A 19,389-nucleotide genomic window follows, 5' to 3' on the forward strand; every position below is an offset into this window, starting at 1 on the left:
TTTATAAGGCTAAAACATCACTTGCTACTACTTGTACACTCTGAGTTCCTGAACTCGACTTTTTGGCAATTTGAACTGCCTCCATGTAGGACAATTTTTGAGCTCCTTGGACAACTTTCAAATCATCGGTTCCAACTACTGCAAAACCTGGCTTTTTGAGTTCAACTTTCTTCGAATTGACTACTCTGGATTGATAGGCTGAAAGAGCAGATCTACCCACAGCTCCTGTTCTACTGAAGAAAGTAGTCTCTTGCTTACTGAATCCCGTTAGGGCCGAAAGTCTATTAACAGCAAACAGATTATTTTCTTCATCCATAATCAGCTGCTCATATTCTACATCTCTATCCAAAACAGCTCCCGTCTTGAGCGTGTCCGTTGATTTCAGTTTGACTCCCGAATTTTGATCTTGGAAGGATGGCAAAGCAAGCTTTTCATTATCCTTGATATCCAAGAAATTCGCAGGCGCAAATGATTCAGTGATATAGGATGGATTTGAATCCGTAGAAGAACCAATCTGAATACTTACCACCTCGAATTGGGTATAATCCGACGGCTTAAACTGACCAAACTTGGATATTTCCACTTCAAGTGGAACAACTTTCTGACTGATCTCTATTGATCCATTTGGAGTCAAAATCAACTCTTCCTCTGAAGCCAATCCTTTCATGCGCAATCCGGCAGAGTTTGGATTGGAAAGTACACTTCTCCAGTTTTGGATGTCTTCCATTGCTTCGAGCAATAGAGGCAACACCTCGATATCTGGTAATGTGGTATCTTTTTTATCTCCCCAAGTAACGTCAAACTTAACTTTGACAGAGAAGAACAATATTTTGAATTTGGCGGTACCTTTTGCTCTCCATGGAGTCGGTCCTTCCAAAGTAAACTCAAGTGATAAACTGAGTAAAGTTGCACTTCCAGCCTTGACAGCCAATCTTGCTCTGGCATCGGCGATAAATCTGAAAGGAGAGAATTGGAACAAAACATCGAAACCGAACTCACCAACGACTTTGAACCCTGCAACGCCAAAATAAAAGTCTATTCCTGCTCCAAACTGTACCGTATTGGAAGTAACTGCAAAGTAACAAGTCAGAGTCAATCTAGGATTTCCAGAAAGAATCTTCAAAGTCAACCTCTTCATTGGTGGAATACCCAAATGAGTAGGCGGAGTAAATCTCGGGTGGAAGCCACCTACTGAAAGGACAAAGTCTGGTTTTTCTCCCCAACCGATTCTAAGAACCATATCTCCTTCCAATCCAAAAGTCAAAACCTTCGAATCAAACAGGCTGGCATCAAAGCTCAACATGCCTTTTTCGAAATCAATCATACCCAAAAAGGCAACTTGGATTTTGATTAAGGCGGCATTTTCATCAGGAAGTATTACTCTCAATACACCTAGGATTCCGAATTTGGTTGGACTTGCAAACTCAATTACTACTCCCAAATCCACTCTGAGGATGGTCGGTACACCCCATGTAATCGCGGCCATTGGGCCGATCACAAACTGATCTCTTTTAACTGGGAAGACCTCTTTGATATCAGTAAGAATCTTATTGATATTGGCAATGATGTTTTTAGGGAAGAGAATATTCTGGATAGTTCCAGTTCTTACCCCATCACGTAGCCTTTCAACTTGTATAGTCCTGTGAATTCCCAAAATTCCTCCCAATCCAGACAGGAAGAACCCAAAGCCAAGGGCTATTCCAGTCCCGAATTCTACTGATACAATAAATAAAACAGAGGTTCCCGGTTTGCCATCTGGCATTTTGCTATTGATAATCCCAATTGCAGAAACCGCAAAAAGATTCATAAAGGAAAGCTCAACCGCACCGGCATACTCGCCTTTATCTTTATCGAAGAATAAATATCCTCCACCAGAGAAAACAGGAGTATCCAAGGAGACTCCCAATCCTGTTGGCGGCTTAAATCGAATATCAATATTGACTATACCAAAATTGGAATCTCCTTGAGGTGATCCATTGGAGAAAGTAGCTTTAGATAGTGTAGCTTCTATACCTAAACCTTCAACAGAGGCTGCAACAGGTCCCAAAGTGATACTTGCTCCAGAGAAAGCGACTCCCAGATCAACTCCTGCTCCTCCATTATCTTTGTAGGTAATCTTAATGGCATCCAGGCTTACGGCATTTCCGAACTTCCCATTAACAGGAATCAAGGCTTCACTTTGTGCTCCTCCAAATGAAACACTCAAGCCAGATGGCCAACGAATGTCTAAGTCTATATCAAAGGAATTCCCAAATTGAAGATCTTTCAAATTAATCTCACTTGGAAGAAGATTATCCATTCCAGGAATGACAATTTGATTTTGGATCAATCCACCCAAAATAAAATCCCACTCATTAGCGGCCGTTCTGCTTAATCCAATTTTGTTCAGATAAATCCTGACTACACTAGGAATATCCAGCACTTTGAGTGCATTTGTACTTGGAGTTACTTCTCCCAACACATGGAATGCGCCCTGATTATCAATCTCAATATCAACAGCAATTGTTGTCGACTCCCCTCCCATTCCACTGAATCCTTCCAATTCAAGTTGACCTTTCAAAGAAACTGTTATTTCATCTCCATTTTTGACTACAGAAATCTCGGTTACTGTAATCTTTACCGAGCCAATATTGAATACCGCAGAACTGCCGATGGAAGCAGAAAAATTCCCTGCGGATGGCACATTGAAAGTAACCTCAATTTTTGCCGGTTGATCCGAATCATCTTTTAATCCTGGAATTTCCAATTCCCCTTCAAAAGAGAAAGGATATTCTAGACTGTCAGGTGTAAAAGTGAGTTCAAGTTCTTTTAGGGTAAATGCAAATCCGCCGATTTTGATTTTCTGATCTTGGGAAAGAGAAATCCCATATTCATTATCGTCTTTATCGTAGCTGAAGCCAATTCCGATTTCGGCAGGGCCAGAACCATCTTCTTCCTCAAAACCTGAGAATCCTAAACCTGCTTCAGCAGAAATGCTTTCCAAGTCTCCATTCAAGATTCTTAAATCAAACTCATCTATAAAAAGGCTGACATCCCCAAGCTTCAGCTCAGTTCTACCTCCTCCTGGATTTGCTTGAATTGTGTAATCATTGCCATTTGCCACTTCGAAGTTAAACCCGAGTTTATCATTAGGTGCGTCGCAAGCTGGAATGGTCAATTCTCCTGCAAAAACAGCATCAGTTAGATTTCCATTTTGAATGGAGAATCCAAATTCAGAAAAATCAAATGTCAGACCTCCAATTGAAAAAGAAGGTAGTGGACTAGCAGAAAAACTTAGCTTATTTTGAGGTGAATCATATGCAATCGAGACGTCCACAAAATCATCTCCTCCTGGCAATTTGAATTTGGAGGATCCCGAAATAGACTGCATAGAGCCATTGTTCACCACCAATTCCAAATCAATATCTTTTACTTCTAGGCCATTCCCCTCTAGAGTTCCCGTCGATGTGATCTCGATTGTATAGCTATTTCCTCCATTGCTTACTTCAAAGGTGAAATTCAGTCCTCCTCCATTTGTGAAAAATGGCATGGTCATCGAACCTGTCAAATCTCCCGATTCGAAGGAACCATTTCTGATCAAGAAGGCGAGGGAAGCGATATTTAAAGTGAAAATCGCTAAATCGGCAGGAGGTAGATTCGTTGCATTTAATGAAAAATCCTCATTGCCATTCTTAGAATAATTGACATCAACTGTAAATGGAGTGTCTGGCTGAGTCAATTCAGGAATATGGAATCCTGCCGAACCACTTGCATTTTGGACAGCGCCATTATCGACCTGAATACTAAAAGCAACATTACTCAAGACAAACATCCCGAAATTGGCAGTCTGCCCAGTTCCGTCTATGGCAATGGTGTAATTGTTTGTCCTAGCAATGGCAACATCGAAAGCAATCGGACTGCCATCAAATACTGGCAATGTAATATCCCCGTTGACTGCAGCTGAAAACTGCTGACTTTCCTGACTTTCAATTCTGATTTGATCAAAATGCAGATTGAAGCTTTCCAAATCGGCAGTGATATCAGTCAATTCGATAATATAGATTGGATCTGCATCAGAAGTATCAACTGAAATATTAAAATTGAAAGGTTGGCTCAATCCTGGCAATTGCAATGCTCCTGCTCCGGTAACGGATTGCAGATCTCCATTTTGTACAGTTAGGCTAAAGCTTTGAAACTGTAAAGAAACAGGGCCAAACTCCACTGTATTTTGATCTGGAGTTCCAGTCAATTCTATAGTATAGTCATTCCCGGTATTGCCGATTGTCAATTCAAATTGGATCCCTGCGCCACCCGTTGAATCTGGAAGGTTAAAAGTTCCGGATGCCAAGCCACTAAAGAAACTTCCATTTCTTATTTCAAAATCCAGGGAATCCATATGAAGTGATCCTCCAAAAAGATCCAAATCGACTGGATTATTCAATTCAATCAAATATCTGTCTTGAATTTGGATGAATTCCAAGGAAACCGCACTCTCTGAATTGAATCCTGGAATCTGCAATCCAGCACTTCCTGTGAAGTCTTGAATTACTCCAGTCTGAATATTCAATTCAATCTGAACTTGGTTGAGTTTGAAATCTCCAAATTCCACAAACTGAGTTCCGCTGTTTACAGCTATTTGATAATTATTATCTCTATCGAATGAAATAGCAAAATCCAATGCTCCTCCATCTTCAAAAACCGGCAAAGTCAAACTTCCCACAGCACTTGCAGAGAATTGCTGACCTCCTTGACTGGATAAATTGATTTGGGTAAAGCTTAGATTGAACCCTCCAATCTCAGCAGCGATGTCATTGATTTGAATTGCATAAGTAGTAGTTGGACCATTGATGGTCACATCAAAAGTGAATACAAAAGCCTGACTTAATCCCGGCAATTGCATAGAACCAGCTCCATTTACACTTTGAACCAAAGAATTGACAACCTCCAATTCAAAGGAACTTACCTCCAATTGAACAGGTCCGAAATTCAAGACACTGTCCTGAGGGCTTCCTGTTAATTGAATTGTATAGTCATTGCCTTGATTGGCAATTTCCAAATCAAATAGAATCCCTGCCCCATCCGTTACATCCGGTAATTTGAGATGACCATTGATTGCACTACTTGAAAAGGCTCCATTTAGAAAAATGAATTGAATCTGAGCAAAATCAATTTGGCAACCAACTATTTCTGGGGTGCCAAAATTCGTAGCTGATATCTCCAACCTGCTACTTGCCTTCGTGTAGGATAATTCGACCTGAATGGGTGTTCCGGAAGTAATTTCAGGAATAGTCAGTTCTCCATCACCAGAAACATCTTGCAACTCACCATTCTCAAATAACATTTCATAGGTCTGCAAATCCAATACAAACCCTCCATGCTGAATTGGTTGACCTCCTGAAATCTCGATTTTCAGACGATCAGTCTGAGCATCTTTAAATTGAATGTTAAAACCCAGTTGACCATTTGAAAATAATGGAAGTTCGAGATCACCTTCCCAAGTACTCTGAACAAGATTTCCATCTTTATGTATTCTTAGAAAAACTGTGTCGAAAGTTGCCGTTCCAAATCCTAATGGAATTGGGGTGAAATTAGTCCCTGTAAACTCAAAATGAGGATCAGCATAGGAGAAATCAAAATTGGTCTTGGCCGGCTCTTGAGTATTTGAATCTTCCACTCCCGGAAGTTCCGCCCAGCCATTTATTGAAACATCAGCAGCTGCTGCTGGATGGGTTGTTATTTCTATCTGCTCAAAGAAAATCGAAACACTACCTTTCTTCAGTTCTTGCCCTTCTGAGTTTTGAGCCTGATACCTGACATCTCCATTATTGAGGAGTTCTACTTCAAAATCTATTTTTCCGGGACCATTTTGTCCATCATCCAAAAAATCAAAAACAAGCTCTCCGCTTATCTGAGTCCCAGCCTGGAACTCTCCATTTTGAATGACAAGTGTTAACTCATCTATTGTTGCCTGAAAACCTTGAAGTCTAGCTGCAGGAACATTGGCTGCAGTGCCTGTGAAGGTTCCCGCTCCAAACTCAATACTCAAAGTAACTTGGTGAGGGCCGGAGCCATCTTCATTTTGAATTCCTGGTAAAAATGCCTCAATAGAAAGCTCCAGAGCAGTCAAGTTGGACGAGGTAAAAGCCAAAGAGGAAGAAATAACATTTACTTCAACTCCTTGAATTTTTGCCTCGATCGGCCCTGTCTGATTGATGAAAAACTCATTAGTTCCGCCTGCGTCACGAATCTCAATACTGTAGGGAATTTTCGAAAGCTCATCAGTCACACGATCCCTGAGAGATTGTAACTGAGTTTCACCTTGCATCAAAATCTCATCTACTTGAGTCACTGCATCATTCAGCTTGATTCTAAATTGCTTGAGAACTGACTCTAATTCATGAAGAAAAAATTCCTGATTATTGGCTATTAAATCTTCGGCAGCCTCGATGATATATTGATCAGCTGGCTTTGAAATGACAACCGGTAAATTGATCGGAGAGTCTACCTGATCTTTCAAATGCTCAAACACCATTTCTGCAGTATCCGCTGGGTTTGCAATCAATTGATCCAATTGATTTTTAAGTTGTCCCAGACCGATATCAGTGAGTAAAGACTCAAAAGGCAAGTTAACAGTAGCCATAAAAAATTGATTTCTAAAAATTAAACAAAATCACAATCTGCTGAATTTAACCAGTTTGCGAGAGAAATAAAAAAATATACTCCTCTATTATTCTAAAAAATTATATTTCAATCCAAGCCTATTAAAGCAAAAATAATATCATACAATTTTATAAATACAAAATTCAATAAATCTCATTTTAGTTATAAATCACTTTTAATTCAACGAAATCACATTGCTTGTAAGTTACTGCATCCCAGAGTCAAGCAATAAAAAAAGAGCAAGTTTTTAAGCTTGCTCTTATGAATCCTTGTGTTCTTAAATTTCGAATTTTACAAAAATTGAAATGTTTAAATTGCTAGTAAGCTCTTGACTTTATCCTGTGTAATCTCTCTATAGTCATTGATATAAAAATGACTTTCTGGTAGCTCGGCCATTGTATGTGAGGATAAAACTGCAACTACTTTCATTCCTGCCTTAAGACCTGCGGTAATTCCTGAAAAAGAATCTTCAAATACCAGACAGTTCTCAGGATCTACCTGAAGGTTTGCTGCAGATTTCAAATAGACTTCCGGATCAGGCTTATGTTTGGTAACATTTTCACTAGCCAAAGCAGAACCAAAATGAGGGAACAAATCCAATTTCCCTGCTATCAAATCAAGATTTGCTTGAGGGGCAGAAGTTGCAACTCCTGTTTTATACCCATTTTCTTTCAAGCCATGGAAAAACTCCAAAAATCCAGAAATAGGATCTACATGATGCTGATATATTTCCCGGAACAAGCTTTCCTTTTCATCTTCCAAATCCAACAATTCCTGACCTTCGATTTTTCTCCCAAAAAAATGGCTCATTATATAGGAGTTACTTTTTCCATACATGTGAGATGCAAACTCCTCTTCTGTTGGATGCAAATCTCGCTTTGCAAAGAACTCCTTGAATGCTAATGAATGAAATGGATTGGTATGACAAATCACCCCATCCATATCGAATATTACTGCTTGATTCATACTATTAATAAATAAAAAGATCGCTTTCCGCACACAACAGAAAGCGACCCAAAATCAGTTCATTGGATTTTACTTTTTATCAAACTCCGCTATCACTTTCTCTATGATATCACAGCATTCATGAATTTGCTCTTCAGTCATTACCAAAGGTGGAGCGAAGCGGATAATGTTTCCGTGAGTTGGCTTCGCCAAAAGACCATAATCTGCAAGTCTCACACAAATATCCCAAGCAGTTGAGCTATCTTCAGAATCATTAATCACTACCGCGTTCAATAATCCTTTTCCTCTCACCAGTTTTGCGATTGGATATTTCTCTACTACTTTTTGCATGCGAGTTCTGAAGATCTGACCTAAGTACTCAGCATTTTCAGCCAACTTTTCATCTTTGATCACATCCAAAGCAGCCATGGCTACCTTGGCTCCCAATGGATTCCCACCAAAAGTAGATCCGTGCTGACCAGGCTTAATCACATCCATCACCTCGTTATCAGCCAAAACAGCAGAAACTGGATAGAAACCTCCAGATATCGCTTTACCCAGAATCAACATATCTGGCTTGACATTTTCATGATCCACAGCCAATAGTTTTCCTGTACGAGCAATCCCCGTCTGAATCTCATCAGCGATAAACAAGACCTGATGATCCTTACACAATTGATTGGCTTTGCTCAAATACCCTTCATCTGGAACATATACCCCAGCTTCTCCTTGGATAGGCTCAACTAAAAAGCCAACAACACCTGGTTGCTTCAACGCTTCCGCCAGTGCCTCTGTATCATTATAAGGGACCTTAATAAACCCATTGGTATATGGTCCAAAATTCTTTCTTGCTACTGGATCATTTGAAAATGAAATGATCGTGGTAGTTCTACCGTGGAAATTATTTTCAGCAACGATGATTTTTGCTTCGTTTTCAGCAACCCCTTTTCTTTCATATCCCCATTTTCTGGCAATCTTGATTGCTGTCTCTACTCCTTCTGCTCCTGTGTTCATTGGTAGCACCTTGTCAAAACCGAAGTATTCAGTCACATATTTTTCAAAAGGCCCTAATACATCATTATAAAACGCTCTTGAAGTCAAAGTTAAAGTGCTTGCCTGTTCAACTAGAGCATTTTTAATTCTTGGATGGCAATGGCCTTGGTTCACCGCTGAATAAGCAGATAGGAAGTCGTAATACTTTTTCCCTTCCACATCCCACAAGAATACTCCCTCTCCTCGAGTCAATACCACTGGTAGTGGGTGGTAGTTATGAGCTCCGTATTTGTCCTCAAGGGCAATTGCCTGCTTGCTAGAAGTGATGGTCTCCATGTTTTTTTGTATTTTTGGTTTCTAAAATGATTCCTTAGTCACAAATATAGTGATTGCGCTAGCGCTAAAAGAATGAAACAGGGAAAGAAGAGACAATTACCGACTTTGGAAGCAGGAGATTATTATATGAATGAGCAAGGGCTCATGGTCTTCACTGCAAAATATCATTTAAAAAGGGGCTATTGCTGCGGAAATGGGTGTAAACACTGCCCTTATAGCAAAGAATAAAAAAGTATCTTGAATATTTTTAAATCCCTTTGTTGTTAATTCCCAAAAAGTTCCGATATTTGCAGACTCATTACAGAAACGCATTCAAATTACGATAAAGAATCATGGCAAAAGTTTGTGACATTACCGGAAAAAGACCTCGAGTAGGTAACAACGTGTCCCATGCAAACAACAAGACCAAGCGTAGATTTTACCCAAATCTTCACAAGAAGACTTTCTACGTTCCTGAAGAAGACGCATGGATCACTTTGAAAGTGTGCTCTAAAGCATTGAAGACGATCAACAAAAAAGGTATCACTGCAGTATTGAAAGATGCTCAGGATAAAGGAATGATTGTAATCAGATAATCAAAGTCACGACGATATAAAACGAAAGAAAGATGGCTAAGAAAGGAAATAGAGTACAAGTGATTTTGGAATGCACAGAGCATAAGACCTCTGGCATGCCTGGTACTTCAAGATACATCACTACCAAGAACAGAAAGAATACTACTGAAAGATTGGAGTTGAAAAAATTCAACCCTATCTTGAAGAAGGTGACTGTTCATAAAGAAATTAAGTAATTTATCACGGAGTCTACTCCGATAAACTAACAAAGACATGGCTAAGAAAGTAGTAGCAACCCTTAAGAAAGAAGGTGGCATATCTTACTCCAAAGTAATTAGAGCCGTTAAGTCTGACAAGACTGGTGCATACACCTTCAAAGAAGAAATGGTTCCTTCCACTGCGGTACAGGACACCTTGAAAAAATAATTTGCCAAGAGCATCGTAATGATTTTCAGTCCCTCTGTCCATCGGTCAGCAGGGACTTTTTCATTATATTCCACTTTTAAAAAAATCTTGTATGGGAATTTTCGGTTTTTTCTCAAAAGACAAAAAGGAAAGTCTTGACCAAGGGCTTCAAAAGTCTAACGAAAATATATTTTCCAAACTAAGCAAAGCTGTAGTCGGAAAATCCAAGGTAGACGAGGAAGTTCTGGATGAATTGGAAGAAATTCTGATCACTTCTGATGTAGGTGTGGATACTACTATCAAAGTAATTCAGCGAATTGAAGAAAGAGTAGCCAGGGACAAATACCTGAATACTGAAGAGCTAGATATAATCCTTAAAGAGGAAATTGCAGCTCTTTTGGAGGAAAACAATTCTCAGGATCTTTTGGATTTCGATATTCCTGAAGGCAAAAAACCTTATGTCATCATGGTCGTAGGAGTCAATGGAGTAGGTAAAACGACTACCATTGGTAAACTCGCCAACATGTTTAAAAATGCTGGCAAGAATGTAATCTTAGGAGCGGCCGATACTTTTAGAGCTGCTGCGGTTGATCAATTGATCCTGTGGGGAGACAGAGTCGGAGTACCTGTGATTTCTCACGGAATGAATACTGATCCAGCTTCGGTTGCTTTTGACGCTGTCAAGCAAGGTGTAGAGCAAAATGCAGATGTGGTTATCGTAGATACCGCAGGAAGATTGCACACCAAAGTTAACCTGATGAATGAATTGGGAAAGATCAAGCGGGTTATGCAAAAGTTCATTCCTGACGCTCCACATGAGATCATGCTAGTCTTGGATGGTTCTACCGGACAGAATGCTTTCATCCAGGCAAAAGAATTTACCAAGGTCACAGAAATCACTTCCCTAGCAATCACCAAGCTGGACGGAACAGCCAAAGGTGGAGTTGTAATAGGGATCAGTGATCAATTTAAAATCCCTGTCAAATACATAGGAGTCGGAGAAAAAATGACTGACCTTCAGATATTTAACAGAAAGGAGTTTGTAGATTCTTTATTCACAAAGAAGTCCTAATTCGAAATAATTCATTGTAAGCCTCGGTATCCCCGGGGCTTTTTTTTTGCATTTTCTTGAACCTTTTGAGTTTTTTGTCGTAATTCATAATGATATCATTTTAACATCATATTGAAATGGAAAAAATAATAAAACCCACATCCGGCTACGTCATGATTTTGACAATCTTAGCCGCAATAGCCACTGGAATTTTTACGATCTTAAATGTGAACCCAATCTATGGAGCGCCACTATTGATCTTAGCCTTCTTTTGTATTCCAGGCTTCTTTATCGTTGAACCCAACAAGGCAATGGTCCTATTGCTATTTGGTGATTACAAAGGAACAGTAAAAGCAAATGGTTTCTTTTGGGTCAACCCTTTTATGACCAAAAAGAAGATTTCACTAAGAGTGAGAAACTTTGAAAACAAGCCTTTGAAAGTGAATGATAAGATCGGTAACCCAGTAATGGTAGGTACGATCGTTGTTTGGCAAGTCGAGGACACTTTCAAAGCGACCTTTGATGTAGATGACTATGAAAACTTCGTTCATCTTCAGTCCGACGCTGCGGTTCGTAAGATGGCAGGTTCTTATCCTTATGACAATTTCGAAGATGAGGAAGCTGAAATAACGCTAAGATCTGGGGTGGAAGAAGTGAATCATTCCTTGGAGGCTGAGATTGTCGACAGGTTAAATCATGCTGGTATCAAAGTGATCGAAGCCAGAATTTCTCACTTGGCTTATGCATCTGAAATCGCATCAGCTATGCTTCAGAGACAGCAGGCAACAGCGATCGTAGCAGCTAGACAAAAGATTGTAGAAGGAGCTGTAGGTATGGTCGAGATGGCTTTGGATGACTTGAAAGTCAAGGACATCATAGAGTTTGATGATGAGAAAAAAGCGACCATGGTTTCTAACCTCATGGTGGTCCTTTGCTCAGATAAAAGTGCAAGTCCTGTACTAAATGTAGGAACTCTTCATCAATAGAAATGGCTACCCAGGTTTTTAACGAAACTCAAAACTACAGGGGGACTTGGGTCATGTATTTAATACTCATGACCGAGCTCCCTATGTTGGTTTTGGTTACAATTATCCTTTTCAATTCCAAGACGGATAATAATGAGATTTTCCTTCACTTGGGACTCGTTTTGTTAATTATGTCTGGTGCCTTTTTACTTCTAATGAATATCCAACTTCAAACAAGGATTGATCATAAAGGAGTCCATTATAGGTTTATTCCATTTTTGAATAAATGGAGAATAATCCCAAAAGAGAATATCCAATCAATTAACCTGATCACATTCAGTCCTATTTCAGACTATGGAGGCTGGGGTATGAAAGGCAATCGAACTACAAAAGCCTATAGCATCATCGGAGATCAAGGCATTTTGATTGATGTGGGAGGAAAGAAAAAAATCATGTTAGGAACCAAAAAAACAGCTGAATTACAATCTTTTTTGGAAAACTGGATGGAGGACTAAATCATGCCTAGTAAGAAAGCATTTGCACTGAGAATAGATGAGAATACCATGAAGGCTATTGAAAAATGGGCTGCTGATGAATTCCGTAGTACCAATGGACAGTTGGAATGGATTATTCGAGAGGCTTTGAAAAAGTCTGGTAGGCTTCCTAAAAAAGGTGAATAAAAAAAGAGGCCGTTACTTGATACCTAACAGCCTCATTTATTTTTTAGATTTCTGGATTGTATAATAATTCGTCATTTTCAAAATCATACAGGGTCAAAGCTCTCAGCTCATAATATGCCAACCAAAAATCCTGCAAGGCATTATAATAAGCTCTTTTATTAGTATCCTTTTCTCCTTGGGCAATATTCAAATCAGTAATAGTCACATTTCCTGTCTGATATCTTCTCAAAGCGATTTCATACCTTCTTTGAGCAACATCATCTGAAGTCTTTGTCACTTCCAACCTATCTCTGATCATCAAGAAGTTCTTCACCTTTGTGAAAATCTCTTGCTCAAAAGTGATCAAGTCCTGCTGAATCGTATACTCTTCCAATTGCTGATTTGCCTCGGCCAATGACATTCTGGCCTTATTCCTTCCCCAATCCAAAATTGGAACTGAAATCCCCAAATTCACAATTGCTGAAGAATTTGGATTGGTATAAATATCACCCCAAGTCAACGCAGCATTATTGTACCCATAACTCGCGTTAAGCTGCATTTGCATCCTTTGACCTTTTGCTTCAGCTACTTGTGCCTCGGCTTGTAGTTTTCTACGATCAAATTCCAATGCTTCAGATCTATTTTGAAAAGCCAATTCGATGGCTTCATCCACATTCACTTCGAAATCAGGAAGAATCTCTGGCGCCAATAAATGGATGTCCGTAGATGGGTCCAATCCAATATAGGAGCTGACCATCAGAGCAGAACTTTCCAAATCCAATTTGGCTTGAGCCAGATCTTGCTGAGCTTGTAGCACCTGCAATTCCACTTGAAGTAATTTATCTTCAAAAGTTGTCCCTAATTCATATCGCTTCTGCTCTACTTCAAAAACATCTTCGTAATTATCTAAATTCTGGGTTGCGATATCCAAATTCACCTGAGCAATGAGGTACTGAAAATAGAGTTGAGTCACATTAAATGAGACCTCTTCCATTTCTTGGACAAATACCCTTTTACTTTCTTCAAAAAGCAGTGGCTCAATTTTCTTATTCCATTTATAAGCATTGAAGGCAAATATGGGTTGAGCCAATCGCACATTGACCGGAATCCCCGACCATTGGGTTTTGATATCACCTGGGCCGGCTAAATAATTATCAAATCTATTGGTGGAGGTATTTACTGAAACTGTCCCTCCAGTGCCGGAAATCACTTGTTCAAGTCCAAGCCCAAGGTTTACATTATTTTGTTGGACACCTCGGTAATCGATAGATCCATCTGGCTGTAAAACCCCAGTGATAGATCTCGTGTAACCAGGAATTGTCCCGTTCAATCGCAATTGGGGATTATAATCTGATTTGAACAAACGATATTGCCAATAGCTGTTTTCTCGTCTGGTAGAGGCTCTTAATGCAGCTGGAGAACGGTCCTTTGCTTGCTGAACCATTTGATCTAGACTATACGTAACGGAGTTTTGAGAATGGGCCGTAAAAGAGATAAATACAAGACAAAAAAGAATCGAGATAAAAGTGCTGTCGATTTTCATTGAGGTTTTTATTGGTATAAAAAGGAATCGAACTAAAATAATGATAGTTAATGCAAATCCCAATGCCTAAAAATCGCTCAGGTCTTAAATTTCCTAAAATTTTCAGATTGATTTTCCCCTGCCCTTCCCAATTGGATTCCTTATCTTGCGGCCTGAAATCCTTATGAAAAAACTAATCAGTTTCGTCATCCGATACATTCCGAGGCCTATTCTTCAAAGAGTAAGTCCTTTGGCTATGAAAGTTCTGGCATTGAGTAATCAAGGTACTGGAGTCCAGTGTTCAGTTTGCCAAAAGGAATACAAGAAGTTCTTACCCTATGGTAGAATTGCCAGAGAAAATGCACTTTGCCCAAATTGCCTCTCTCTTGAACGTCACCGCCTAATGTGGCTATTTCTAAAAGAGAAGACTGATTTTTTCTCTGCTCCTTTGAAAGTTTTACATGTAGCGCCAGAGCACTGCTTTATCGAAAGGTTTGAAGCGTTGCCTAACTTGGAATACATCACTGCAGATATAGAGTCTCCATTGGCAAAGGTGAAAATGGATGTTCATGATATTCCATTTCCTGAAAACTCCTTTGACGTCGTTTTTTGCAACCACGTATTGGAACATGTAGACAGTGATATCAAGGCCTGTCAGGAATTCAACCGGATTTTGAAGCCCAATGGGTGGGGAATCCTACAATCTCCTGTCTATGACCTCCCCGAGACCTTAGAAGACAATTCTATTACAGACCCTGCCGAGCGCGAAAGGATTTTTGGACAAAGAGACCATGTGAGAAAATATGGGAATGATTATGCTGAACGGTTGAGAAAATCGGGGATCCAAATTGAAGAAAACAAGTTTGTCAAAGAGCTCCCTCAGGGAATCATCCAAAAATATGCTCTCCCTTCAAAGGAAATTATTTTCGTATGTAGAAAAGGAAATTAACCTTTGAATAGCTTTACCATAAGTTCGTAAAGCAAGCCTAACCCATAGCTCGATAACTGAACTATGGAACAAACCAATGACAAGATCCCTACCCAAATTGATCTAGTCCGTAGGGTTGCTGTCAACAAGATCATCCCAGACCAAAAACCCAGAAGAAACCTTTGCAGAGTCAAAGTATCAGGAATAAAGCCCACTACTGTTGCTATCAAAAAAAGTAGAAAAAGACTGGGGAATAAATGAACTAACTTGATGGCACCTGGATGGAATCTAGACACATTCACACGATTTTGTCCAAAAGAAAAAGCCTGCTTAGCAAAACTTTCAAGGGTATTTTTCCTTTTATGGTAGACAAAAGCTTCCTCGACTAATTCCAGCTTAAATCCGGCGTTTTTGATTCTAAGACTCCATTCTATATCCTCACCTCTATTTGGGTCCACAAAGCCTCCCAAACCCTCAAAAACAGCATTCGAAACTCCCATATTAAAACCTCGAGCTTGGTATTTACTTGGATCCTTCATTTTCCCCCTAATTCCACCTGTAGTCCAAAAGGAAGTCATCGCAAAGTCCATCGCTTTTTGAAGGGAAGAGAAATCATCCTTTGCTGCATCAGGCCCACCAAATGCATCCAGTTTCCGAGTATGGATGGCATTTTCAAGTTTTTCTAAATAATCCGAAGGAAGGATAACATCAGAATCCAAAATCACAAAAAAATCACCTTTGGCAAGTTTCATCCCATGATTCCTGGCAAAGCCTTGTCCGGTATTTTCTTGGAAAATGTATTGGATATTTAGGTCCTTTTGAAATGAACCAATAATAGTGTCTGAAGGATTGTTGGAGCCATCTTCCACAACCACTACTTCAAAATTGGTAATAGTCTGACCGACCAAGCTGGACAATAGCTCCGCCAACTCCTCAGGTCGATTGTAAACCGGTATGATAACCGAAAACAACATCAAAAATCGAAGTTCAGCTCTTCATCGATTTTGTATTCCGTCTCTTTGGATTGATTGGAAGTCATCAATTCGGCAATGAAACCAGTCACAAATAATTGTACCCCAATAATCAAAGCAACCAAAGCTAAGAAGAACAAAGGCTGATCTACGATTTCACGAACCTTCAAACCCTTGCTTAAGCCATAGACTTTTTCAAAAATCAACCAGCAGGTGATCACAAAACCGGTCAAAAAGGACAGAGTCCCTAAAAGACCGAAGAAGTGCATAGGCTTTTTCTTGTATCGATGGACAAAAGAAACAGAAATCAAATCCAAAAAGCCATTTAAAAAGCGCTCGATTCCAAATTTTGAATAGCCGTATTTTCGGGCTTGGTGTTGAACTACCTTTTCACCGATTTTGGGAAAACCATTCCACTTAGCCAGCAAAGGAATATAGCGGTGCATTTCCCCATAGATCTGGATATTCTTGACCACTTTCAATTTGTAAGCTTTCAGACCACAATTGAAATCATGGAGTTTGATTCCAGAAATCCACCTGGTTACAGCATTGAAAAACTTAGAAGGAACTGTCTTTGTAATTGGGTCGTGTCGTTCCTTTTTCCAACCGGAAATCACGTCCAAACCGTCTTCAGTAATCATTTTATAAAGCCCCGGAATTTCATCAGGACTATCCTGAAGGTCCGCATCCAAAGTGATTACAACCTTACCCTGAGCCTTTTTAAAGCCTGCATCCAAGGCAGCAGACTTTCCATAGTTTCTCGTAAAATTAATGGCTTTAACATTGCCATTAGTTGATGCTAATTTTTGAATCTCATCCCAAGACCCGTCCGTACTTCCATCATTGATAAAGATAATTTCATAAGAAAAGCCGTTGTCATTCATGACACGGCTAATCCAATGAGTTAATTCTGGTAATGACTCTTCCTCGTTGAAAACGGGAATAACGGCTGAGATTTGAATCATTTTAATAGTCTAGAGACTTATCTCTTTTCTTAATAATGGCAGCTACGATCAATGAAATGATAGCGTAAATGATCAAACCAAAACCAAAGTTCTTGATTTGACCCATAATTGTGAAGTTGTTTTGAGTGTTTTCGCGAATCTCATCCATTTGATCCGCAGGAAGATCATCAGGATTTGCCCCAAAGTTTTCCATCATTTCTAAAGTGGTCTTCAAAGTCTCGTCAGCCAAAACACCAGGTAATGCTGGATCTACTACATGGAATAATAAAATTTGTCCGATCAAACTGACAAGACCAGAAATAATGATAGTAATGAAACTAAAATTGAAAGCCGTACCAAATGACATGAAGCCACCTATTTCAGTTCTGTATTGCTTACCGAAGTAAATGATCAAGGCAAAGAATACAACCAAAGCAACTAACCCAAACCATCCTGATGCCAAGAGAGATGAATTAATAAAATAAGCCAAATAGGTTATTGCGACAGAAACAAGTCCGATTGTTAATCCGGGTTTTAGCGCAGCTTGAAAAGGAGATTGTTGCTCTTCCATAAAATTGTTAATTAGGGTTTTTCCTCAAAATAATAGAAATAATAATGCTAAAAAAAAGACCGGGAATGATTTTCCAAATAGTATCGTTTAATGCTATATCAAATGGAACCATTGCTTTTACATTTGTAAGTGTACTTTGATAGGATTCCTCACCCACTTGAGACACAATTGTTTCTCTGCTTGATTCCAATACTTCAAGCTTGGAAGCTTTGATACTTTCAAAGAAATCAGGAAAAATCAGTAAGATGATCCAAATTCCCAAACCTGAAATCAATCCAATAATCAGATAGGTAACAAATCCAACAGACATCCCTTCGGAAAAGGAAATGTACCCGTTATTGGAGTAGTCTTTAAAGTACTTTAAGGCAAGGAATATAGAAACCGGAGTAATCACATACCCGAAGATCAAGTTGAGGTTTGTTGGGTCTGGTTGTAACCAGGACATTACGCCAAATGCAACCAAACTCAAAATTCCACCTAATGTTCCAAATTGATAGGCCGATCCAAAATACTTGCTCATAATTGAATCAACTGGCCTTTTTGAATAACATATTTAACTTTTCCAGTTACTTCCTGACCAAACCAAGGATTATTGGAGGCTAATGACTTATTGGATTTACGATCATACATCCATTTTTCAGATGGATCAAAAATAGTCCAAGAGTCATTCCTTTCTGTACCTAATACAGTTTGAGGACCATTCGTAACCTTTTCCAAAAGCAATTCCCAACCTAGTTCATCAATAAGAGCGTTCATTGCTGGCAGAAAGGTCTGCAAGCCAGCCATTCCAAAGGCTGCTAAATCAAACTCCATAAATTTGGAGTCGAAGTCCTGAGGCTGGTGGTTGGAAACTATAGCGTCAATAGTACCATCTTTCAAACCCTCAATCAAAGCCTGCTTATCAGATTCACTTCTAAAGGGAGGTTTTACTTTATAATTGGAATCAAAGTCTTCCAAATTTGAATCAGTAAACAACAATTGGTAAATAGATACATCAGCAGTAATGGACAAACCATCTTTTTTAGCTTGACGAATCAATTCTACACCTTTAGCAGTACTTAGAGTTTGAAAATGAACACGACCACCCGCGTAGCGAATCAATTCTAGATTTTTATGAATTGCCACCTCTTCAGCAAGGCTAGGAATTCCTTTCATACCCAAATGAGTAGAAACTTCTCCTTCATGCATTTGACCGAAAATAGCCAAAAGTGGATCATAAGAATGATCAAACAAAATCCCATTGAATTTCTGAAGGTATTGAATAACTTTCAAAAAGCGATCGCTATTGGAAAGAGCGGTAGTACCCTCTCCAAATAAAGTAACACCTGATTGATAATGCATATCTAAGATCTCAGTAAGATCTTCACCTGCTACATTTTTGGTAACCGCACCTTGTACTAACAATTCTGGCCCAAAAGAAGCTGATTTTGATTTTACAAAATCAACATCATTTTTGGATTGGATGGTAGGCTCAGTATTAGGCATTAAAACAGCCTTTGAAAAACCACTAACCTGAAGAGAATCACATAAAGATTCAATTGTCTCTTTATATTCTAATCCAGGCTCACCACAAAGCGTTCTAAGATCAATCCACCCTTGACTTCCTAATAAGTTGGAAGCATCTATTTCTTGTTCAATTTCTCCAGAAAAGGTCGAGGTAAAAGGTTCTAAGGAACCTTCATCAAAAATAAAATCCCCTTTTGAGAATTTTCCTGAAGTGTAAAGGTTGAGACCTTTGAAGAGTACAGCCATTATTCTTGATTTGATGCAAAACTGCAACAATATTCTAAAAATGAAAAGTAAACTACGATCTAGAATTCATTTGAAGTCAAAAAAAGACCAAAGAGTCTGTATGTTTTGAAAAACAATATAAAACACAAAAGCCTCAGCTGTTTAGCTGAGGCTT

Annotated in this window: 18 protein-coding genes; 9 read left to right on the top strand and 9 right to left on the bottom strand. The window is 39.2% G+C overall.

All coding sequences use genetic code 11. The features are described from left to right. Position 1: 1 nt before the first annotated feature. From BUF13_RS14060 to rocD, 3 genes are all read right to left on the bottom strand, one after another. Positions 2-6,619, bottom strand: a complete 6,618-nt coding sequence (locus BUF13_RS14060; RefSeq protein ID WP_073572421.1) for a DUF6603 domain-containing protein — start codon at positions 6,617-6,619, stop codon at positions 2-4. A gap of 329 nt (positions 6,620-6,948) precedes the next feature. Further along, the gene (locus tag BUF13_RS14065; protein ID WP_073572422.1) at positions 6,949-7,605 is read right to left on the bottom strand and encodes an HAD family hydrolase; all 657 of its coding nucleotides are present in this window, start codon (positions 7,603-7,605) and stop codon (positions 6,949-6,951) included. Positions 7,606-7,674: 69 nt separating this feature from the next. Further along, a complete protein-coding gene (rocD, locus tag BUF13_RS14070) occupies positions 7,675-8,913 on the bottom strand; it encodes an ornithine--oxo-acid transaminase (protein WP_073572423.1) in 1,239 nt (412 codons plus the stop codon). A 72-nt stretch (positions 8,914-8,985) separates the two neighbouring features. On the opposite strand from rocD, the gene BUF13_RS20660 reads away from it, so the two are divergent. The 8 genes from BUF13_RS20660 to BUF13_RS14105 all read left to right on the top strand — a co-directional run bounded on the left by BUF13_RS20660 (position 8,986) and on the right by BUF13_RS14105 (position 12,568). Continuing rightward, on the top strand, positions 8,986-9,141 hold the full coding sequence (locus BUF13_RS20660) for a C1orf53 family protein (RefSeq protein WP_166669836.1): 156 nt from the start codon (positions 8,986-8,988) through the stop codon (positions 9,139-9,141). A 104-nt stretch (positions 9,142-9,245) separates the two neighbouring features. After that, a complete protein-coding gene (gene rpmB / locus BUF13_RS14075) occupies positions 9,246-9,488 on the top strand; it encodes a 50S ribosomal protein L28 (protein WP_026956535.1) in 243 nt (80 codons plus the stop codon). Positions 9,489-9,520: 32 nt separating this feature from the next. Next, positions 9,521-9,703, top strand: coding sequence for a 50S ribosomal protein L33 (rpmG, locus tag BUF13_RS14080; RefSeq protein ID WP_014020702.1), 183 nt, complete (start codon positions 9,521-9,523; stop codon positions 9,701-9,703). 37 nt (positions 9,704-9,740) lie between these two features. Further along, complete coding sequence (locus BUF13_RS14085; protein ID WP_073572424.1) at positions 9,741-9,893, top strand: DUF4295 domain-containing protein; 153 nt, start codon at positions 9,741-9,743, stop codon at positions 9,891-9,893. 91 nt (positions 9,894-9,984) lie between these two features. After that, positions 9,985-10,944, top strand: coding sequence for a signal recognition particle-docking protein FtsY (gene ftsY, locus BUF13_RS14090; RefSeq protein WP_073572425.1), 960 nt, complete (start codon positions 9,985-9,987; stop codon positions 10,942-10,944). A 116-nt stretch (positions 10,945-11,060) separates the two neighbouring features. Then, the gene (locus BUF13_RS14095; RefSeq protein ID WP_073572426.1) at positions 11,061-11,909 is read left to right on the top strand and encodes an SPFH domain-containing protein; all 849 of its coding nucleotides are present in this window, start codon (positions 11,061-11,063) and stop codon (positions 11,907-11,909) included. A gap of 2 nt (positions 11,910-11,911) precedes the next feature. Continuing rightward, positions 11,912-12,403 carry a hypothetical protein gene (locus BUF13_RS14100; RefSeq protein ID WP_134204477.1) on the top strand — a complete coding sequence of 164 codons (492 nt, stop codon included), beginning with the start codon at positions 11,912-11,914 and terminating at the stop codon, positions 12,401-12,403. Positions 12,404-12,406: 3 nt separating this feature from the next. Beyond that, a complete protein-coding gene (locus tag BUF13_RS14105) occupies positions 12,407-12,568 on the top strand; it encodes a type II toxin-antitoxin system antitoxin (protein ID WP_073572428.1) in 162 nt (53 codons plus the stop codon). Between the two features lie 43 nt (positions 12,569-12,611). Here BUF13_RS14105 and BUF13_RS14110 read toward each other — a convergent pair whose 3' ends face one another. After that, a complete protein-coding gene (locus BUF13_RS14110) occupies positions 12,612-14,090 on the bottom strand; it encodes a TolC family protein (protein WP_170865149.1) in 1,479 nt (492 codons plus the stop codon). A 163-nt stretch (positions 14,091-14,253) separates the two neighbouring features. Here BUF13_RS14110 and BUF13_RS14115 point away from each other — a divergent pair, with 163 nt between their 5' ends. After that, positions 14,254-15,018: a class I SAM-dependent methyltransferase gene (locus BUF13_RS14115; protein ID WP_073572485.1), complete on the top strand. Its 765-nt coding sequence runs from the start codon at positions 14,254-14,256 to the stop codon at positions 15,016-15,018. On the opposite strand, the gene BUF13_RS14120 is transcribed toward BUF13_RS14115, so the two are convergent. From BUF13_RS14120 to BUF13_RS14140, 5 genes are read right to left on the bottom strand one after another with little or no spacing between them, the layout of a single operon-like run. Then, complete coding sequence (locus BUF13_RS14120; protein ID WP_073572429.1) at positions 15,015-15,971, bottom strand: glycosyltransferase family 2 protein; 957 nt, start codon at positions 15,969-15,971, stop codon at positions 15,015-15,017. The genes BUF13_RS14115 and BUF13_RS14120 overlap by 4 nt on opposite strands. Continuing rightward, entirely contained in the window at positions 15,971-16,933 is a 963-nt protein-coding gene (locus BUF13_RS14125) for a glycosyltransferase family 2 protein (RefSeq protein WP_073572430.1), read from the bottom strand. Before BUF13_RS14125 ends, BUF13_RS14120 begins: the two co-directional genes overlap by 1 nt. Before the next feature lies 1 nt (position 16,934). Further along, positions 16,935-17,483 carry a DUF4199 domain-containing protein gene (locus BUF13_RS14130; RefSeq protein ID WP_073572431.1) on the bottom strand — a complete coding sequence of 183 codons (549 nt, stop codon included), beginning with the start codon at positions 17,481-17,483 and terminating at the stop codon, positions 16,935-16,937. A 7-nt stretch (positions 17,484-17,490) separates the two neighbouring features. Further along, positions 17,491-18,003: a DUF4199 domain-containing protein gene (locus BUF13_RS14135; protein WP_073572432.1), complete on the bottom strand. Its 513-nt coding sequence runs from the start codon at positions 18,001-18,003 to the stop codon at positions 17,491-17,493. Continuing rightward, a complete protein-coding gene (locus BUF13_RS14140; RefSeq protein WP_073572433.1) occupies positions 18,000-19,235 on the bottom strand; it encodes a dihydroorotase in 1,236 nt (411 codons plus the stop codon). The genes BUF13_RS14135 and BUF13_RS14140 overlap by 4 nt, the downstream gene beginning before the upstream one ends. Positions 19,236-19,389 lie beyond the last annotated feature (154 nt).

The organism is Algoriphagus zhangzhouensis (assembly GCF_900148515.1).
Classification (GTDB): domain Bacteria; phylum Bacteroidota; class Bacteroidia; order Cytophagales; family Cyclobacteriaceae; genus Algoriphagus; species Algoriphagus zhangzhouensis.